The sequence below is a fragment of the Advenella mimigardefordensis DPN7 genome (assembly GCF_000521505.1).
GTDB lineage: Bacteria > Pseudomonadota > Gammaproteobacteria > Burkholderiales > Burkholderiaceae_B > Advenella > Advenella mimigardefordensis.
Window position 1 is genome coordinate 462,223 of the sequence record NZ_CP003915.1, and the last position, 17,723, is coordinate 479,945.

Consider the following 17,723-nt stretch of genomic DNA (forward strand, 5'->3'; position numbering starts at 1 on the left):
TAATATTTTCAACCAAAGAAAGGCCATATCCGTTGCGGAATATGGCCTTTCTTTTATGCGATGTCAGTTGCAATAAACTGATGCGTTTGCTGCTTAGTCGCCCAGGTATTCGTCGACAGGGTGTGCTGCCTGATAGTCAGCCAGTTCGCGCTGGACATTGGCACGGCTGTCGGTGCTTTGTACGCGAATGGCAGGGTAAGATGAGTCGCTGGTACCACTTTGATCAACGATCAGATTTTGCTGCACGGGGCTGACTGCGTTTTCAGGGAAGGGATATTGGCTATCGCCAAAACCAGCTGCATGGGCGGAACCGGCAACAAAAGCGGCACCAACGAGAACAGAAGCAAGTACGTTTTTCATGATTATTAACTCCATAATTGATCGGTAGAAATCTGCGGTGTGTTGATCAGTATTGATGCACTGCAGTTTTCAGTGAGTTCATTATGGACTTCTGAAATCGATAGAAAAATAGATATTTCAGAATTATGAATTCCAAATATGGAACAATAAGAGATAAATATGCTTATTGATTTTTCCTAATTCCATATTTGGCATAAACTATCACGTCACGCGGTTTAAGTCTACTCCCCGTTCTTTGATTGTCTGGGGAGGTTGCTGTCGCGCAGCATCGTATGAACAACCTAATATCGGTTTGGCAGGTTAGACTGTCGCTATGGCTGCCACCGGCGCTCTTGCCGTTCCATTGAAACGTCCATGCCCATGTCTATTCGTTCTCCATTTGTCAGTCGCATCACATTGTTGCGCGATAAGGTTCCGTCGTTTGAATCGTACCCGTTCTCTTTGCCGGCCATTGTGCAGTTCAGGCAGCTGAATCCTCATCCGAAAATAATTTTTTTATCGGTGAAAACGGTTCGGGCAAGTCTACCCTTCTGGAAGCCATTGCCGTTGCGTTGGGTTTCAATGCAGAAGGCGGCAGCAAAAATTTCAGTTTCAATACCCATCCCTCTCACTCTGTGCTGTATGAGTATTTGAGAATTGCCAGAGGCTTTCCCAAGCCCAGAACAGGATTTTTTCTGCGCGCTGAAAGCTTTTTCAATGTTGCAAGTGAAATAGAAAACCTGGATGAGGATCCGACAGCCGGCCCACCGATTAAGCTATCTTACGGTGGCCGCTCTCTGCATGCCCAATCCCACGGAGAGTCTTTTATGAGCCTGCTGCAGCATCGGTTTTCTGATAAAGGTTTATATATTCTTGATGAGCCCGAGGCAGCGCTTTCGCCACAGCGCCAGCTTGCCGCGCTGGCGCGTATGCACGAGTTGGTGCAGGGCGGTTCGCAGTTTCTGATCGCTACCCACTCGCCGATTCTGATGGCATACCCTGATGCGGATATCTATCAGTTTGATGAGTCGGGCATCAGCAAGATTGCATACGAAGACACCGATCACTTTAATATCACACGTAATTTTCTGGCGAATCCGCAACGCATGCTGGATATTTTGATGGGTGAGTGAAGTGGGGAGAGGGACTGTCAGATGACGATGTATTAACGATCTGTCGGATTTACTCGCCACCTATCAAAGTATGGAGCGGCCTACGCAGAACTTTGACGGGTATTGTGTATTGCTTTCCAGCATGCCAATACGAGAAAAGAGCAGCAGGGAATTCACGGGACACGCCTAGCCTCGTTGGTAAAACATCCTTTCGTCGTAAGCAAAGTCGTAGACCTTCAAAACTTGCACGCTCGCAATTGCTGGGTGCAACGGATTGAGTACAATATTGCGTTCCAGCGGAAGCACTACCGAGGGGACAATGAGTCCCAATTGACTTCCGCATTTCAACCACTTTGTTCCAAACGACATGCTGGCTCTGTCTGCGGGCATTGAGGCCCACCCAATGGGCAGCATTTGTGATTTAACCTCTAGGTATAAGCTTGGATCGTTCGGGAGCTCAAAGCAGGTTATTTTCAACGGGGTATTTGGGCGGGCGCTTGTATGCACGAATGTTTCAAGTGCGCAGATAGCCGGTGACATCCCCATGTAAACGGCAGGTACATCTATGTCGTTCCAGCGACCTCCTTCAATCGCCGCACCGTGACCAGACAAATCGGTTGCCCGCTTCGCTTTTGCTACACGCCAAGCCTGCATTAAACGACTCCACCCCATTCGATTGCGTTCAGGACGCGGCGAACTTGTTTCGCTCCTATTTCTGTCTCGCACTGCATGACGGGACTGTTTCCGCCTAACGCGTCGTTAGGTGTAGCCAGCCATCGAGTCGCTTCTTGTTTATCTTCAAAAACCTCTTCGGCAAGGATCGCAATCGAAGCCAGTCTGTCCAAGCGTTCCGATGCGACGGAGTCCAGAGGCTTCTCATCTTTTTTGCGGCGTTCATAAGTTGATAATGATAGATTAAGCAAGCGACCGATATTTGTGGCTGACATGCCAAACGTCAGCTTAGCCGCAGTGGCCCAAGATACACTCAAACCTGTCATGATGGATTGAATGCGTTGTTCCTCGCTCATCCTCGCATGACCATGCGCCAGACACCAGAAAGACGGTGGGGCAGAGGTTTGCATGGGTTCTCTTAGAGTGCGCTGAGCTTTCATGATGTTCATTTGAATATTTTAATAGTCTCAAAAGAATTATACAATTGCACATGCTTTTTGTCAGCTACCAGCGACGGTACGTGGATCAACTAGTCCTCCATATATACGTTTTTTCTGACAGCATTCTGAATTGGTTGATTTTTCAAGGTTATTGTTTTTTTAAAGAGAAAAATCACCATACAAAGAGTATGATATTCACATCAATTTTCACAATTGCAATGTATGCTGCCGGATTATACGGACGTTACCGACCCACAATGGTTCGAACCGTTAATTGTTACCGCAATGAATCCAGCAGCAAGGAACCATCATGATTAATAAATTAACAAGCCTTGTCATCGCGATTATCGGGCTCGCGATGCTTTATATGGGCGGTAAGCTCGTACTGGTCGGCGGTTCGCCGTTTTATGCCATCCTGTCTATCGGTCTTCTGATTACAGCCGTTCTGTTGTTCATGAAACGGGCTGTTGCCTTGTCCGTTTACGCCGTCATCATGTGGATCGTGATGGGGTGGATTGTTTATGAAGTCGGCTTCGATAAATGGCAATGGATTCCCCGTGGCGATATTATCGGCCTGATCGGACTCTGGCTCGCACTGCCTTGGGTGGTGCGCCCCCTGTCCAGAGCACAGAATGCGCGCAAGGTCCGTTCTTTTCATCCGTTCCTGGGTGGCACGGTCATTTTCGCTATTGCACTTGTGATCGGCATGATGTTCTACGATCCCTATCCGCAACAGGGTACTTTGGCGAATAATCGCAACCCTGCAGATGTCGAAGTTGCGCAGAATGACTGGACCGCCTACGGCGGTACCGATAACGGACTGCGTTTTTCCGCACTCAAGCAGATCACAAAAGACAACGTTGGCGATCTGGAAGTGGCCTGGACCTATCACACCGGTGACCTGCGTCAGGACAAAGATGCCAGCGAATACACCTTCGAAGCCACTCCGCTGAAGGTGAACAACACGGTGTATTTATGCACTGCGCACAACGAAGTGCACGCGTTGAATCCGGAAACCGGTGAGCTGAAATGGAAATATGCTCCCGAAAAAGATCGTTCGTATCTGCAGCAGCACCAGACCTGCCGTGGCGTAAGCTATTACGATCGTAATGCGGTGGCCGCTGTTGCCAACACAACGCCAGCAGAATCTACCCCCGCGGTCGCGCCTGCGCAGGCAGCAGCATGCAGCAAACGTATCCTGAGCGCGACGGCAGATGCCCGTCTGATTGCACTGGATGCGGATACCGGCAAACTCTGCGAAGACTTCGGCCAGGGCGGTGTGGTTGATCTGCATGCCAATATGGGAAAAGTGCGTCCTCATGCGTTGATGCAAACCTCCGCACCACTGGTGGCCGGCAATCTGGTCATCGTCGGCGGCTCGGTCATGGATAATGGCTACGACAAAGGCAATCCCTCAGGTGTGATTCGTGCGTATGACGCCACGACGGGCCGTCTGGTATGGAATTTTGATCCGGCGAATCCCGACAACACGCAACCAATAGCCGAAGGCGCAACGTATCCTCAGGATACACCTGTCGCCTGGGCAACGTTGAGTGCAGATACCAGGAATGGTATCGTGTATGTGCCGTTCGGCAATGCATCCCCCGATCTGCTGAGCGATCAGCGCGACCAGAACAGCAATACCGAAAAATTCCGCGATACGCTGGTTGCGCTCGACCTGAAAACAGGCGCCTTCAAATGGAGCTTCCAGTCGTCCAAAAACGATTTGTGGGACCGAGATAATCCATCACAACCGTCATTGCTGGATATTGATTACCAGGGTAAAAAACAGCCTGTGGTCATCCTGCCCACCAAAGTTGGCAATCTGTTCGTGCTGAACCGCCTGACCGGCGAGGCCGTGTATCCGATCAAACAGGTGGATGTCTCTACACAGGGTCTGACAGGAGAAACGTATTCTCCAACGCAACCCGTGTCTGCACTGAACTTCATCCCTGAACCGCTGACGGAAAAATCCATGTGGGGCATGACACCATTTGATCAGATGGCATGCCGTATTGAGTACCATTCATTGCGTTACGACGGTAACCCATGGACACCGGCGACCGAAACCGGCTCGCTGATTTTCCCCGGCAATATCGGTGCTTTCAACTGGGGTTCGGTGGCGATTGATCCTGAGCGTCAAATCCTGATCGGCGCACCGGTTCGTCTGGCCTACAAATACAATCTCATCAAACGTACCCCCGGTACAGAAGACAAGCGTCTGTTTACCAAGGAAGATACTCCGTACTGGAACGAGAACTTTGAAGGTACCTACGCAACGCAGATCCGGCAGTTTGCTTCCAGCCTGGGTGTGCCATGCATTGCACCTCCATGGGGTCGTATGGTTGGCGTGGATCTGACCACTGGTAAAACAGCCTGGTTGCGTCGTATTGGCAATACCAAAAACCTGCAAACCACGTTCCTGCCTATGCGCTTCCCCATTGGTTTCCCTATGGGCATGGTGGCACACGGTGGTCCGCTCACGACCGCAGGTGACCTGGTATTCCATGGCGCAACGGCAGATAACTTCTTCCGTGCCTATGACATCAATACAGGCGAAATGCTGTGGGAAAAAGAGCTTCCTGCCGGTGCTCAGGCGACACCATCTACCTATATGGGAGCGGATAACAGGCAGTACGTGATTATCGCAGCCGGTGGTCATGGTTCACTGGGTACTCAGCAGGGCGATGCGGTGGTGGCGTTTCGGTTGAAAAAATAATAGTTCAGGCGCGATTGCTCAACATCGATCTCAACACGCCATCGCGCCTGATCAACCCATGAAACAACCCGGCCGCCAAATGCAGTAATACGGTGGCAAACAGCAAGTAGGCCAGATAGCGATGGGCGGCGCGCAATACTGCGAACACGCCCGCGTTTTCCGGCGCAATGGCTGGCAGCGCCCAGGCGCCAATGAGCGTGACGGGCGTGCCGCTGGCCGACACCATTGCCCAGCCAATGAGCGGCATCGCAAACATCAACAGGTAAAGCAACCAGTGCGAAGCCAGCGCGGCGGATCTCTGCCATGCGGGCAAATCTGCCGGTAATGGCGGCGTACCCTTCACCAGACGCACAATAAGCCGCAAGCACACGAGCAATAGCAGCGTGGCGCCCAATGGCTTATGAATGGTCAGCAACCAGGTGTGTTGCTCCGACACCGAGGCAACCATCCCCACTCCGATAAACAGCATCGCCAGGATGCCTGCGGCCATCAGCCAATGCAGCACTCTGGCGGGCAGACTGAAATGCGTTCCCTGTGTTTGATCAACAGACTGATTCATTGTGCATGCTCCGATGAATGGGTAGAAGAGGATAGGGCGGGGCTGCTCAGGCCTTCGCGGGTGCGCCGGTCAACCGAGGTCGCGTATACGGCGGATCTTGCGGGCAGCAGGGGATCGTCCGAAATGGCCATCCCTTGCGGCAGGACAGTAGGATCAAAGTTGATATCGCGACAGGGTCCGTGATCCTGGGTCTGGCTTTTTTCAATTACGATCGTGCCAGCCTCTACCTGCCTGCGTGAATCGGGCCACTGTTTGGTCGCGTCGTTGCTTGGGTCGCCGGAATCGGCAACCGTTACCATCAGGCGCCAGCGCAAGGGTCCGGCAGACAGGCGGGTCATCAAATCCTTATCCAGATAGTTCTGATCATGTTCCGGCGTCGCATCTGCAGCGACGGGTGCATCTATAGGCACCACACGCCAGCGCACGTTTTGCCGTACACCTTTATCATTGATAAACACAAATGCATTAAGACCGTAATAGGCCTCCGTGGCGAAGCTGGCCGATGGGCGTGCGGTCTTGACCCACGCAAGAAACGTGGCGGTTTCCGGATGGGCGGCAAAAAAAGCCTTCAGTTTGGCCGGATCCGGTTTGCCCGTTTTTGGATCGGGTGCCCCCGCCAGTTGCTGCTCATAAAAGCTTTGCGGGGTTGAAACCGGAAAAACCGGCATACTGTTCATGCCAGTGCGCCACTGCTGACCATCGGGCATGGTGAAACGCAATGCGAAACTGCGAATGGGGACACTGGAATCCGGTGCATAGGGGTTGGGTCCCGGTAGGGCCAGACGTCCGACCAATGGGGTGGTGGTGTCTGGCGCGAACAGTGGTGCGCTCGACAGCGCCTGCGCTTGGCCACTGCTTGCGAAATGCCCGGTCACGCAGATACCTTTGGCGTGATTGCGGCGAAACCCTGGGTGGCGCTTGCCGCCGGGTTCGAAGGTATTGGCAATCCGATCAGCAGTCAGGCGCTGTGGACCAAGCCAGCCTCCGGTATAGCCAAAGGCGGCGCCAAGACCCAGCACGGCAACGCCGATAGCGGCAAATCGTAACAGTTTTTGCCCGGTAGTCATCCCGGGCGGACGGGGTTCTTTGTTTTCCTGCATCATATTTTCCTGGCCTTGCAGCCTGTTGCACATGTGGATATAGACGGCTGTGTATTTTTTTTATTCCCGAATGGAATAATATTCAATGACAAGCGTCATACAAGAGCCGTGCATTGTTTGCAATCACCCGGGCAGAGTATGAACAAACCACACATGTTGAACCACGAGGACAGGCAATATGATCCCAGCACAGAGGATTTACCGCTGATGCCGGAAATTGACGGCGAAGGCACCATCACGGATGACATATCCGATGCATCGCTGCGTGCGCTGTTGCCGCGGTTGTACCGTTTTGCACTGTGGCTGAGCAAAGACCCGAACGCGGCAGACGACCTGGTACAGGCAAGCATCGAGCGTGCCCTCAAATACCAGCATACGCGCAGGCCCGAAGGGGATCTGCGCGCCTGGCTGTTTTCGATTTTGTACAGACAGTTCATTGATAGCAAACGCCACGCTAAACGCTATGCACGCTTGCTGGAATGGTTTCGCAAAACCGATGAGGCACCATCCACAGAGCGCCATGTGCAGGCCCGTGCGTCGTTGCAGGCCTTTGAGCAGTTGCCGGAAGCGCAGCGAACCCTGTTATGGCTGGTGAGCGTGGACGGGCTCAGCTACAAGGCGGTTGCCGATATGTTTGATGTGCCGCTGGGCACCATTATGTCCCGACTGTCGCGGGCGCGTGGTGCGCTGCGCGATGCCAGCGATGGCGAATCAAGGCCACATCTGAGGATACTGAAATGAATAATGAACCACGCATAGACGAAAGAATGCGTCACGCTTATGTGGATGGACGATTGAACGCGCAAGAGCAACAGGCGATGGCCGCCTATCTTGCCGCGCATCCGCAAGAGGCACGTGAGCTTGACGCCTGGCGCAAAGACGCCGCACAGTTGCAGGCGGCATGGGATGCAGCCGAGCCGCCTTTGACGGCACCGCTGAACCCTGCACTGGACCCGGCGATGATTCGCCTGCGATTGCAGGAACGCGCCAGCATGCGCTGGAAACTGGCGGCCAGCGTGCTCGTCGCCCTTTGCATTGGCGGCCTGTCGGGCTGGCAATTGGGCCCCGGCGCTACATCACAGCTGAATCTGGCCGTTCGCCCCTTGCCCATGCAGGACGCTATCCAGGCATACCGCGTCTTTACGGATAATCCGGCTTTGCGCGCCGATGCACTGGCGACCGAGACGGATTTGCAGCAATGGGTGGCTGCCAATTTTTCAAATGCGCAACCGCTCCCAGACCTGAGTTCCAGCGGCTTTCGCCCGGTTTCGGCGCGTATGCTTGTGACCGAGGAGGGCCCTGCCGCCGTTGTTCTATACAGGAATGACGCCGGTCAGCAAACCGGGTTCTATATCCGGCCGCCCGGCCCGGGGAATAAACTGCTGCCAGAGGGGCAACGTCAGGAAGGATCGCTGCTTACCCGCTATTGGTCAGATCAGGGCTACAACTATGCGCTGGTGGGCAGTCGTGCAATTGTGATGAATGGTGCTGGCTGATACGTTTTCTCATTTGTGATATGCCGCCATGCCCATCGCCATTTCCATAACAATCGTAATGAGGCAGTACGGGCGACGCAGGCCGTCCGCTACTAAACAACTTCCTGTATCTCGTACTCTCGTAGAATCGTTGCAGTTTCAACTGCCCACCGTGATTTTTTTGTTCGTTCCTGATGGGCGTCAAAGCTTTTTTGATCTGCAAACAATTCCTCGACCGTCCAGATCAAGGGATCTGAGGTTGCCTGCACTACAAAACTGACGCAACCGGGTTCGTTTTTTGTCAGGCGGATGTGTTCGGGAAGGAAACGCCGGACTGATTCGGATTCATCAAGGGTTTTGCAGATTAGTTTGCCACTCAGTTGAATCACGTGTACTCCTGTTTCTCACAAGGTTAAAGTTCGCTGTTGCCGGACTGATGCCGGTGGCGCTGATTTTATCGTGTTTGGCGAGCTGGGCCTTGTGAAGGCGCACAGCGTTGGTTATATGTAGGTGTATGCGAGCGCCAACTAGCGGTGAAGCTACCCGCGAGATTGGAAGTAGATCCGATCGAGCGCACCCTGACACGCAAGGCTTCTGCTTCACGTGCCGACAAACCCTGGGTGCCTCAAGAAACTGACATTCAGCGCGGCCGCGTCATACAGCTGGAAGCGTTTGGTCAGGCGCACAATCTGCCTCTGCAGGAATACGCCAGGTTGGCGAACAAGTCGCGGCAACAAATCTATAAAGATATCGATGCTCGCAGATTGTTGGCTCTCAACATAGGGCCGCGCGGCCGGAAATTACCTGATTGGCAACTGGACCCTGTAAGGCAGCAGTTAACCCAAACAGTGCTTCAGGGAAGCGAGAATATTGACAACTGGACGGTTTACCGCGCTCTATCCGAACCGCTGGAAAGCCTGGGCGGACGTTCGCCAGTGGATGCGGTGACGCTCGGTTCGATCGATGAGATGGCACGGGCTGTGTTCAATGTGCTGAGCGTGAACACACCTTGAGGCGAGTGTGGTGTGAGTATGGTGTGAGTATCGAATGACTTACGTTATAGCCCCTTAATATCATAAGTCGTGATCATGTTCTTCATAATGGAATAGCCATCGTCTATATATGTTGAGAATTCCGCTGCGCTCGCCGGATAGCTTTTGATACCGAATCGGTTGACCAGAAATTTCCCATACTCATTACTGGAGACCACTTTGTGAATGGCTGCCTGAAGCCTGTTTTTCACATCTTCGGGAATGCCTTTGGGCGCGGCTATGCCGATGATACCCGTGATACCGAAATCAAACCCCTGTTCCTTGATTGTTGGTGTATCTGGAAACCATGGCAGCCGGTAGTTGCTTGCAGATGCGACGACTTTGAGTTTGCCGGCCTTAACCAGCTCAACGTATTCAGAAGGTCCCTGCAAGGCTACGTCAACAAATCCACCGATAACCGCATTGATGGATTCTGCTGACGACTTGTAGGTGATCTGATCAAACCTGCCTCCGGTCACCTTTTGCAGCTGCAAAAAGGGGAAATTGTTCGGAGCGCCGGTGACGCCATAAAACACGCCGGCGTCAGACTTGGCTTTGGCGATCATATCGTTGATATTGTTGATAGGCGAATCGGGTCTGGCCACTATGCCATAGCTGAATTCGGCCACGCCGCCCAGTAATTCGAAATCCTCCCTTTTGTACGGCACCTTTAACAACTGCGAGGTGAAGGTCGCGGTACTGTACGAGTAAAACCCGATGGTATACCCATCTGGTTTCGCACGGGCCAGATTGCCCATTTGCAGGGTGCCGGTCGCGCCGGGCTGGTTTAGGATGACGACAGGCTGACCCAGCTCGGCCTCTAAAAGTCTGGCAAATTGCCGGGCTATGCCATCTGTAGAACCGCCGCTACCATATGGTACTGAAAGCGATATGGATCGTTGGGGATACCCCGCGACATGTTCCTGTGCTTGAACAGTAAGGCCTGTCACCAGGCACGATAATCCCAAAACCATATGGCTGAACTTCATCCGTCTCTCCTTTTTTAATTGTGGAGGCAGTGCGCGTTAGCCGGCAAGTCGCGACCGGGCGGGTTCGCGTGTATCAAATAACCAGGCCGGTATGCGCGGCGACGTCCACAATTTTTATGTTTGAACTAGCGGTCAATAATACGTGGACGCCATACGCGTCACAATGCAGGGAAATTGAATATCTGAACTGCAGAAAATGAAGGAGGCATGGAGAGGTAGCCATAATGGGGAGAGGGAGTGAGCCCAAAGCGTCATGCAATCATCACTGAGAAGCTAGGTTGAAGAAGCCCGGTGCTGGCGAACCTTATCTAATGCCTAAGGAACGTTCGGACTTATTCCGTATAAGTATCATTATTTCTTTTCCCCCGTCCGCGCCCGCTCATCCCCCTGTGGCCGATATCGAAGCGCCTCTATAACCAGATTAAGTGCCGGTGAGGCGTGGCGACGAGAAGGATAATACAGGTGGTAGCCCGGAAAAGGCGGGCACCAGTCTTCCAGCACAGATACCAGGCGTCCCGCTTTTACATGCGGTTCGATCATATCGAATGGAACGTAGGCAAGCCCCACGCCTTGCAGAGCCGCCTGCAGCATCAGAAAAGTGTTATTAAAAATCGCCTGACCGTCAACGCGCACGTTCACAGGGATATCCTGTTTCTTAAACTCCCACACATAAAGCCCGCCATGCGTAGGAAGTCTTAAGTTGATGCAGCTATGGTCGGTCAGGTCACGAGGCAGTTCCGGTAAGGATTTTCCCTGAAAATATTCCGGAGAGCCGGCGACACCCATGCGCAAATCCGGGCCGATGCGCACTGCAATCATATCCTTGTCAACCCGGGTGCCGGAGCGTACGCCTGCGTCAAAGCTTTGTGCCGCTATATCTGTGAGCCCATAGTCAACGTTCAGTTCTATCTTAACGTCGGGGTAGTCGCGCAGTAGCGGCTGAAGACGAGGCCATAGCACAGTTGTGATTGCATGGTCGTGCGCGGTAATCCGCACCGTGCCTGCCGGCTTTTCACGTAAGGACGTCAGGGATGTAAGCCCCTGTTGAATCCCGTCTAAATGGGGGGCAATGGTACTGAGCAGGCGGGTGCCGGCATCGGTGGTTGAAACGCTGCGCGTGGTGCGGATAAAAAGCCGGACGCCCAGTCTGGCTTCCAGGGCGAGCATGGCGTGGCTGAGTGCGGAGCGTGACAGGCCCAGTTGAGCCGCCGCGCGGGTAAAACTGTGCGCCTGCGCGACAGCGACAAAAATCTTCAGATCATTAAGATTTTCTTTCATGATTGGTGAATTATACACACCACGGCATGCGTATTTTGCAGTCTACCCATGAAATTCATAGGTATTTATACTGATATTTCCACATTCGATATCGCGTTTGGCTTATCAGCTGACATTTCCGTTAATTAGTGCATTTTCTGGAAAATGCCTATTTCATCCGATTTTCCAGTTGATATCAAGTGGCTAAGTGAATGCGAACTCGCGACTTTTTCAATTGAAATACGAAATATCGGATATCAAATTTTGAAAGGATTCTTTATGAAAATCTCTATGTTCAGGACAATGATGTGTATGGCCTGCATGCAGCCTGCTGCTGGCCTGGCCTGGCCTGGCCTGGCCGCCGATGCCGACCCTCTTGCGGAAAAAACGGAAGCGGAACAAACAATCACCCGGGCAGGCACGCAAGCTGTGTCGGCCGGTTCCTCTGATTATTTTACCGGCACTGTTCGCGTAGAGATGGTGTGGCCCGCGAATGAGGCGATTAACGCGTCTGGCGGTAAAGTGACATTCGAGCCCGGTGCACGATCCGCCTGGCATACCCACCCTAAAGGCCAGCATTTGGTGGTCATAGGCGGTACAGGACTGACCCAGGAATGGGGTAAGCCAGTACAGGAGATCAAAGAGGGCGACGTGATCTGGTGCCCGCCCGGCGTTAAACATTGGCATGGCGCAGCAGCAACCACAGCGATGACGCACATTGCAGTAACAGGTACGGAAAACGGCAAGAACGTTGATTGGATGGAGAAGGTCAGTGATGAGCAATACAGCGCGCAATAAAACCGGCTCGGGCAGGCTGGCTTCTATGCTCTTGCCATTGTTTCTTAGTACGGGGCTGGCGCTGCATCAGGCGCCGGTGCTCGCCACCCCTTCTGACGAGGTTCAGGCAATGAATAAAGATCAGGCACTGACAGAAAAGCAGTTGTCAATCATTCCTATTGCAGCATTCACGGCAACAGGCGACTTGGTAAAACTGAACGAGGCGCTTGTCCAGGGACTGGATGCGGGGCTGGCCGTTAATGATATCAAGGAGATTCTGGTTCAGCTCTATGCTTACGCTGGTTTTCCTCGTAGCCTGAATGCACTGGGCGAGTTCATGAAAGTGGTGAATGACCGCAAGCAGCGCGGCATTCAGGATGAGGTTGGCAGCGAACCGGGCGCGATCCCGGTTGGTGAGGAACTGCTGGCGCAGGGCACGGCGAATCAGACCAAACTATCCGGCGCACCCGTCACCGGAGCCTTGTTCGATTTTGCACCAGCCATTGGTGTCTATCTGAAAACACATCTCTTTGGCGATATTTTTGCGCGCGACAATCTGGACTGGCAAAGCCGTGAACTGGCGACCGTTGGCGCGTTGGCGGCGCTCTCCGGTGTGGATTCACAGCTTCAATCTCATCTGCGAATCAGTATGAACGTGGGTATTTCCAAAGAGCAGCTAGGCCAGGTGGCAGATGTGTTGTCCGAACAGGTAGACGCAGATGCTGCCCAGCGCACGCGTGCTGCGCTTGACAGGCACCTTGGCGTCAGCCAAGGATAGGCTTCCCGCAAGAGAATGCACTGATCTCGCTCTACATCCGTAGCGGCAATGCTCAAGCTGCGTCTGGCGGCTGCGGAATAACATTTGTGATTACTTCATGACCAATAAAACAACGTCGAATGACGGCAGTGCGGGATCAACATTAGCTGCCTCCCTACTTGGCTTTTTCATTATTACCCTGGATGCAGTGGTTGTTAATGTGGCTTTACCCACTGTGGGTAAAGAATTTTCTGCGACGGTCAGCGGCCTGCAATGGGTGGTTGACTCCTATACACTCCTGTTCGCTGCCTTTCTGTTGTCTGCCGGTGTGCTGACCGATAGAATCGGTGCCCGGCGGGCTTTCGGACTGGGGTTGATTGTCTTTATTATGGCGTCGATTGCATGTGGACTGGCTCCGAGCCTGCCGATGCTGGTTGCAGCCCGGTTCTGTCAGGGATTAGGGGCGGCGGTCATGATGCCGTCTTCCATGGCATTAATCCGTCAGGCGTATCCGGATCCCATCACGCGTGGTAAAGCGATCGCGATGTGGGCGCTGGGCGGTTCGGTCGCGGCCACGTCGGGCCCGGTGATCGGCGGTCTGTTAACGTTGATCAACTGGCGCTGGATATTTTTTATTAACCTGCCTGTCGGGCTTATCGCACTGGCTTTTCTGACGCGAACCAGACCTTCCATCCCTCGCATCGCGCCCTTTGATGGATGGGGACTGGTCGCTGCAGTACTGGCAATGGGTGCGCTCACCTTTTGCGCGATTGAGGTGGGTAGCGAAGGGCTGGCAGCACCTTCCGTCCTTATTTCACTCATCATAACGGTGCTTGCCATTTGCGCATTTTTTGTTCTGCAGCGATTGCGAGCGCACCCCATGATACCGCCTGAGCTGATGCGTTCACGCAATGCAAAAATAGCAACCGTCATTGGTTTTACCTTCATGGTGGGCTATTTCGGGCTGCCGTTTGTGATGAGCCTGTATCTGCAACAATATCGCGGGCTGTCGGCCATGGGTACAGGGGTTGCTTTCTTACCCATGATGCTGATCGGTCTTGTTTTCACCCCCTTCAGTGCACATCTGGTTCAACGTTTCAGTGCCCGGATCATGATCTTTACCGGATTGATGTCGATGACCATAGGGCTGACTGCGGTTGCCATGTTGCCTGAATCGGCACCCGTCTGGCTGATCGCTGTACTCATGCTGTTAGTCGGCATAGCGGGGCCGTTTGTTGCGCCGCCTGTTACCTCGGTGTTGTTAAACAGCGTGCCGGCAATGTTGACGGGTACAGCCAGTGGTGTTTTCAACACCAGTCGTCAGATGGGCGGAGCACTTGCGGTTGCGATATTCGGCGCACTGCTGGCGCAATCGACCAACTTTATGAGCGGCGTGCATCAAAGCTTATTTCTTGCCGCTGGCGTTGCGCTGTTCACGGCGCTGGCCAGTTTGTTTTTACAACCTTCATCCTCAGCCACTTGAGGCAAATACTCACACCTTCGATAGGAAACCCTATGTCATTGAAATTTATTACCTCTATCGCTGCCTTCGTGCTTGCACTGGTCAGCATCGCCCCGGCAAGTGCACACCATGGCTGGAGTTCGTTTGATACCCGGCATGCATACTACGCGGCCGGAACCATAACCCAGGTTCGCTGGGGCAACCCGCACAGCGAAGTGCGCTTTAATGTTGAGAGGACGGCGTTGCCCGATGGCTGGCTGCAGAGGGAATTGCCACAGGGTGCTGATGCAACGAATGGTCGCGCCACGATGGAATCGGCGCGACCTTACGCGGGCGAGCATAAGGAGCTGCGTCTGATACTTGCCGGCCCATCCTGGATGGAACGCTGGGGCTTGAACAGACCACTGGAAAAAGGAGAGACCATCGAAGTGGTGGGCTACCTGAATTCAGGCGAAGATGAGGAACTGCGTCCCATGATGTTTTGGCTGGCCAATGGCCAGGGCGTTTGGCAGCAATTGACCGCATTGCCTCGTGCGCCCGAGCCCGCTTCAAAAGCGACGCCGTAAGTCAGGTTTATCTAACCCATAATACAAGGGAACACTATGCCAGGCAGTCCCGGTTGGCTGGATGCGACGTTAAATACCATAGAGCAATCCGGTTTGGGGGATACGGTAAGAAACACGCCGTATCTCTATCCCATACTGATGAGTTTGCACGTTCTTGGGATTGCGCTGCTGGTGGGGCCGATTATTGGCGTTGATCTGCGTCTGCTGGGGGTGGGGCGAAGCAACCTGCCCGTCACGGTGGTCTTGCGGTATTTACTGCCGCTCGCCCGTGTCGGGTTTGTAATTGTTGTCCTGACAGGAGCACTGATGTTTACTGCTATTGCCAACGCTGTGGGATCCAGCGCAGCTGCGCCCTGGAAGTTCGGCCTGATTGTTGTCGCGGGAATAAATATTCTGATATTTCATTTGAAAATTTACCGCAACGTGACTGAATGGGACATAGGCGTTGCTTCGCCCATTCAGCCGAAAATAGCAGCGGTGGTATCGGCGACAAGCTGGACGGGCGTGATATTTGCGGGCCGGTTTTTGGCTTATTAATGTTTTGGCTTATTAATGACTTATTGATACCAGGCTATGTATGAGCGTATGAGAATCCAACAAGCCACGCTCGGAACGTCAGGAGCGGCTTGCCGGTTTGAGGCAACTGACGTTGACTACACCGCTAGATACGCCTGCGTCGACGTTACCGTACCATAACCAAATTCAAAAGCAGCCATCAGTGCTGCATGCACATGAGCCGCAGGCACAGTCACGCCATTGAAGCTCAGATCCAGCGTGGCGCAGGCATCGTGCAGTACTGTGACCGGATACCCCATATCGGCCGCTGCTCGTACGCAGGCATCCACACACATATGGCTCATGGCGCCTACAATGATCACTTCTTCAACACCACGCGCATCAAGTTGTTGCCGCAGATCGGTCTCGCGGAAGGAATTGATATGATTCTTCACGATAACAGGTTCTCCGTCTACCGGGGCGACTGCTGGCTGTATGTCGACGGCAGGGGTGCCGGGGCGGAAAATAGGGGAGTCGGCAGCGGTTGCTTCGTGACGGATATGAAAGACCGGAATGTTTTTCGCCCGGGCGTCGGCGATGACCCTGGCGGCGTTGGCCGCAGCGGCTTCTATGCCAGATAATGGCAGGTTACCGGTAGGCAGGTATTCGTTTTGCAGATCGATGACGATAAGACCACGTTGCTTCATTGTCGCTTCTCCTGATCAAAGGTGGGAAAGTCTGTATCTTCGCCGGGATCGGGCATATTTAGAAGTGGCGCGAACGACAACTTCGAGGTTGTAATCGACATATCGCGCCTTGGGTGTGTGGCAGGTGGTCGGCCTGTCTATTTACCCTATTTACCCGCACCCTGTCCTACGCTGAAGCGCCGCCGGTAGTCGCCGGGCGAGAGGCCGACGATACGTGCGAATACTTTGCGAAAGGCGCCGGGGTCACTGTAACCGACCTCCCAGGCCACGCGGTCGATAGAGGTATTGCTAAATTGCAGCAATTCTCTGGCTCGTCCCACGCGCAGTCGCTGACAATATTCAGTGGTGGTCATGCCGGTTGCTTTCTGGAAGCGACGCAGGAATGTGCGCTCCTGCAGACCGGCCTGCGCAGCCAGAGTTTTCAGCGCTACATCGGCGGCCTGCGTTGCCTGCAACCAATGCTGTACCTTAAGCACTGCGGCATCGCCATGCGTCAGACGGGGCGAGAAAACGCTGTAGTAGCGCTGTTCGCGGCCTGGCGGATCCACCAGCAGGACGCGCGCCGTCTCTATCATCACCGTCGGCCCCAAAAATCGGTCCACAAGGCGCAATCCCAGATCAGTCCATGCCATCAGGCCACCGGCTGTAATAATGTCGCCATCATCGATAATCAATTGATCTGCATCCACCGAGAGCGCCGGAAAGCGCTGTTGCAGCATATCGGCATAGGACCAGTGAGTGGTTATTCTTCGGCCGTCAATCAGGCCGGTGGCGGCCAGGGCGAATGCACCGGCACATACCGAGCCCAATGCCACGCCATCGGCATGATGGTCTCGCAGCCAGGTGGTCAGCGCGGCGGCTTCCTTAGTGCTGATGGGCTCGCCCAGTGTGGGAGGCACAATCAAAGCGGACAAGTTGCCTGAAGGCTCTTCCGGACAGCTGTCAAATACACAGTGTGGCGCATCGCTGGTGTTGTCCTGACGCCAGTGCGTTACTCTTACGGCAGGCGCATCTGTTTTCCGGCAAGACACTGCAATCCGGTTAGCTACACCGAACAGGTCGGTCAGCCCCAGCACGGCAGCCAGCTGCGCGCCGGGGTATATTACCAGTCCTATTTCAATCATCATTTATTTCCTATGCCTCTGGGGTTGCAAATGAAATGGTGTATGGATCCCCACCGATCCATCATAACCGCCCGAAGCTGACAAACCATATCAAAAACCCATTTAACGCTTGCCTGATTGAACAAAATATCGGCCTGACGAC

General features: G+C 53.6%; 18 protein-coding genes and 2 pseudogenes. 10 read left to right on the forward strand and 10 right to left on the reverse strand.

Annotation, left to right across the window (positions count from 1 at the left end; all coding sequences use genetic code 11):
• Window positions 1–93: 93 nt before the first annotated feature.
• Window positions 94–360 carry a hypothetical protein gene (locus tag MIM_RS02110; protein WP_025371110.1) on the reverse strand — a complete coding sequence of 89 codons (267 nt, stop codon included), beginning with the start codon at window positions 358–360 and terminating at the stop codon, window positions 94–96.
• A 360-nt stretch (window positions 361–720) separates the two neighbouring features.
• Here MIM_RS02110 and MIM_RS02115 point away from each other — a divergent pair.
• Window positions 721–1,472, forward strand: a pseudogene (locus MIM_RS02115) (AAA family ATPase).
• A 165-nt stretch (window positions 1,473–1,637) separates the two neighbouring features.
• On the opposite strand, the gene MIM_RS02120 reads toward MIM_RS02115, so the two are convergent.
• Window positions 1,638–2,105 carry an RES family NAD+ phosphorylase gene (locus tag MIM_RS02120; RefSeq protein WP_025371111.1) on the reverse strand — a complete coding sequence of 156 codons (468 nt, stop codon included), beginning with the start codon at window positions 2,103–2,105 and terminating at the stop codon, window positions 1,638–1,640.
• A complete protein-coding gene (parS, locus tag MIM_RS02125) occupies window positions 2,105–2,533 on the reverse strand; it encodes a type II RES/Xre toxin-antitoxin system antitoxin (RefSeq protein ID WP_052342370.1) in 429 nt (142 codons plus the stop codon). Before parS ends, MIM_RS02120 begins: the two co-directional genes overlap by 1 nt.
• Before the next feature lie 340 nt (window positions 2,534–2,873).
• On the opposite strand from parS, the gene MIM_RS02130 reads away from it, so the two are divergent.
• A complete protein-coding gene (locus MIM_RS02130; protein ID WP_025371113.1) occupies window positions 2,874–5,282 on the forward strand; it encodes a membrane-bound PQQ-dependent dehydrogenase, glucose/quinate/shikimate family in 2,409 nt (802 codons plus the stop codon).
• Between the two features lie 4 nt (window positions 5,283–5,286).
• On the opposite strand, the gene MIM_RS02135 is transcribed toward MIM_RS02130, so the two are convergent.
• Window positions 5,287–5,841: a cytochrome b gene (locus tag MIM_RS02135; RefSeq protein WP_025371114.1), complete on the reverse strand. Its 555-nt coding sequence runs from the start codon at window positions 5,839–5,841 to the stop codon at window positions 5,287–5,289.
• Window positions 5,838–6,941: a catalase family peroxidase gene (locus MIM_RS02140; RefSeq protein WP_025371115.1), complete on the reverse strand. Its 1,104-nt coding sequence runs from the start codon at window positions 6,939–6,941 to the stop codon at window positions 5,838–5,840. Before MIM_RS02140 ends, MIM_RS02135 begins: the two co-directional genes overlap by 4 nt.
• A gap of 207 nt (window positions 6,942–7,148) precedes the next feature.
• On the opposite strand from MIM_RS02140, the gene MIM_RS02145 reads away from it, so the two are divergent.
• Window positions 7,149–7,682: a sigma-70 family RNA polymerase sigma factor gene (locus MIM_RS02145; protein WP_042070838.1), complete on the forward strand. Its 534-nt coding sequence runs from the start codon at window positions 7,149–7,151 to the stop codon at window positions 7,680–7,682.
• Window positions 7,679–8,437: an anti-sigma factor family protein gene (locus MIM_RS02150; RefSeq protein WP_025371117.1), complete on the forward strand. Its 759-nt coding sequence runs from the start codon at window positions 7,679–7,681 to the stop codon at window positions 8,435–8,437. Before MIM_RS02145 ends, MIM_RS02150 begins: the two co-directional genes overlap by 4 nt.
• 92 nt (window positions 8,438–8,529) lie before the next feature.
• On the opposite strand, the gene MIM_RS02155 is transcribed toward MIM_RS02150, so the two are convergent.
• A complete protein-coding gene (locus MIM_RS02155) occupies window positions 8,530–8,805 on the reverse strand; it encodes a putative quinol monooxygenase (RefSeq protein WP_025371118.1) in 276 nt (91 codons plus the stop codon).
• A gap of 129 nt (window positions 8,806–8,934) precedes the next feature.
• Between MIM_RS02155 and MIM_RS02160 the strand changes: the two are divergent.
• A pseudogene (locus tag MIM_RS02160) lies at window positions 8,935–9,429 on the forward strand (integrase); the annotation flags it as partial.
• Window positions 9,430–9,473: 44 nt separating this feature from the next.
• Here the strand turns inward: MIM_RS02160 and MIM_RS02165 are convergent.
• Both MIM_RS02165 and MIM_RS02170 read right to left on the reverse strand, forming a co-directional pair.
• Window positions 9,474–10,436, reverse strand: a complete 963-nt coding sequence (locus tag MIM_RS02165) for a tripartite tricarboxylate transporter substrate binding protein (RefSeq protein WP_025371120.1) — start codon at window positions 10,434–10,436, stop codon at window positions 9,474–9,476.
• Window positions 10,437–10,787: 351 nt separating this feature from the next.
• A complete protein-coding gene (locus MIM_RS02170; RefSeq protein WP_025371121.1) occupies window positions 10,788–11,717 on the reverse strand; it encodes a LysR family transcriptional regulator in 930 nt (309 codons plus the stop codon).
• A 255-nt stretch (window positions 11,718–11,972) separates the two neighbouring features.
• Between MIM_RS02170 and MIM_RS02175 the strand changes: the two genes are divergently transcribed.
• From MIM_RS02175 to MIM_RS02195, 5 genes are all read left to right on the forward strand, one after another.
• A complete protein-coding gene (locus MIM_RS02175; protein ID WP_025371122.1) occupies window positions 11,973–12,491 on the forward strand; it encodes a (R)-mandelonitrile lyase in 519 nt (172 codons plus the stop codon).
• Complete coding sequence (locus tag MIM_RS02180) at window positions 12,469–13,248, forward strand: carboxymuconolactone decarboxylase family protein (protein WP_084458893.1); 780 nt, start codon at window positions 12,469–12,471, stop codon at window positions 13,246–13,248. The genes MIM_RS02175 and MIM_RS02180 overlap by 23 nt, the downstream gene beginning before the upstream one ends.
• A 97-nt stretch (window positions 13,249–13,345) precedes the next feature.
• On the forward strand, window positions 13,346–14,710 hold the full coding sequence (locus tag MIM_RS02185) for an MFS transporter (protein ID WP_025371124.1): 1,365 nt from the start codon (window positions 13,346–13,348) through the stop codon (window positions 14,708–14,710).
• A 32-nt stretch (window positions 14,711–14,742) separates the two neighbouring features.
• Window positions 14,743–15,255: a DUF6152 family protein gene (locus MIM_RS21950; protein ID WP_025371125.1), complete on the forward strand. Its 513-nt coding sequence runs from the start codon at window positions 14,743–14,745 to the stop codon at window positions 15,253–15,255.
• A gap of 36 nt (window positions 15,256–15,291) precedes the next feature.
• Complete coding sequence (locus MIM_RS02195) at window positions 15,292–15,792, forward strand: DUF6644 family protein (protein ID WP_025371126.1); 501 nt, start codon at window positions 15,292–15,294, stop codon at window positions 15,790–15,792.
• Between the two features lie 116 nt (window positions 15,793–15,908).
• Here the strand turns inward: MIM_RS02195 and MIM_RS02200 are convergent, their stop codons facing one another.
• Window positions 15,909–16,457 (reverse strand): cysteine hydrolase family protein, encoded by a 549-nt coding sequence (locus MIM_RS02200; protein WP_025371127.1) that lies wholly within the window; start codon window positions 16,455–16,457, stop codon window positions 15,909–15,911.
• Between the two features lie 146 nt (window positions 16,458–16,603).
• Window positions 16,604–17,584, reverse strand: coding sequence for a GlxA family transcriptional regulator (locus MIM_RS02205; RefSeq protein ID WP_042069868.1), 981 nt, complete (start codon window positions 17,582–17,584; stop codon window positions 16,604–16,606).
• Window positions 17,585–17,723 lie beyond the last annotated feature (139 nt).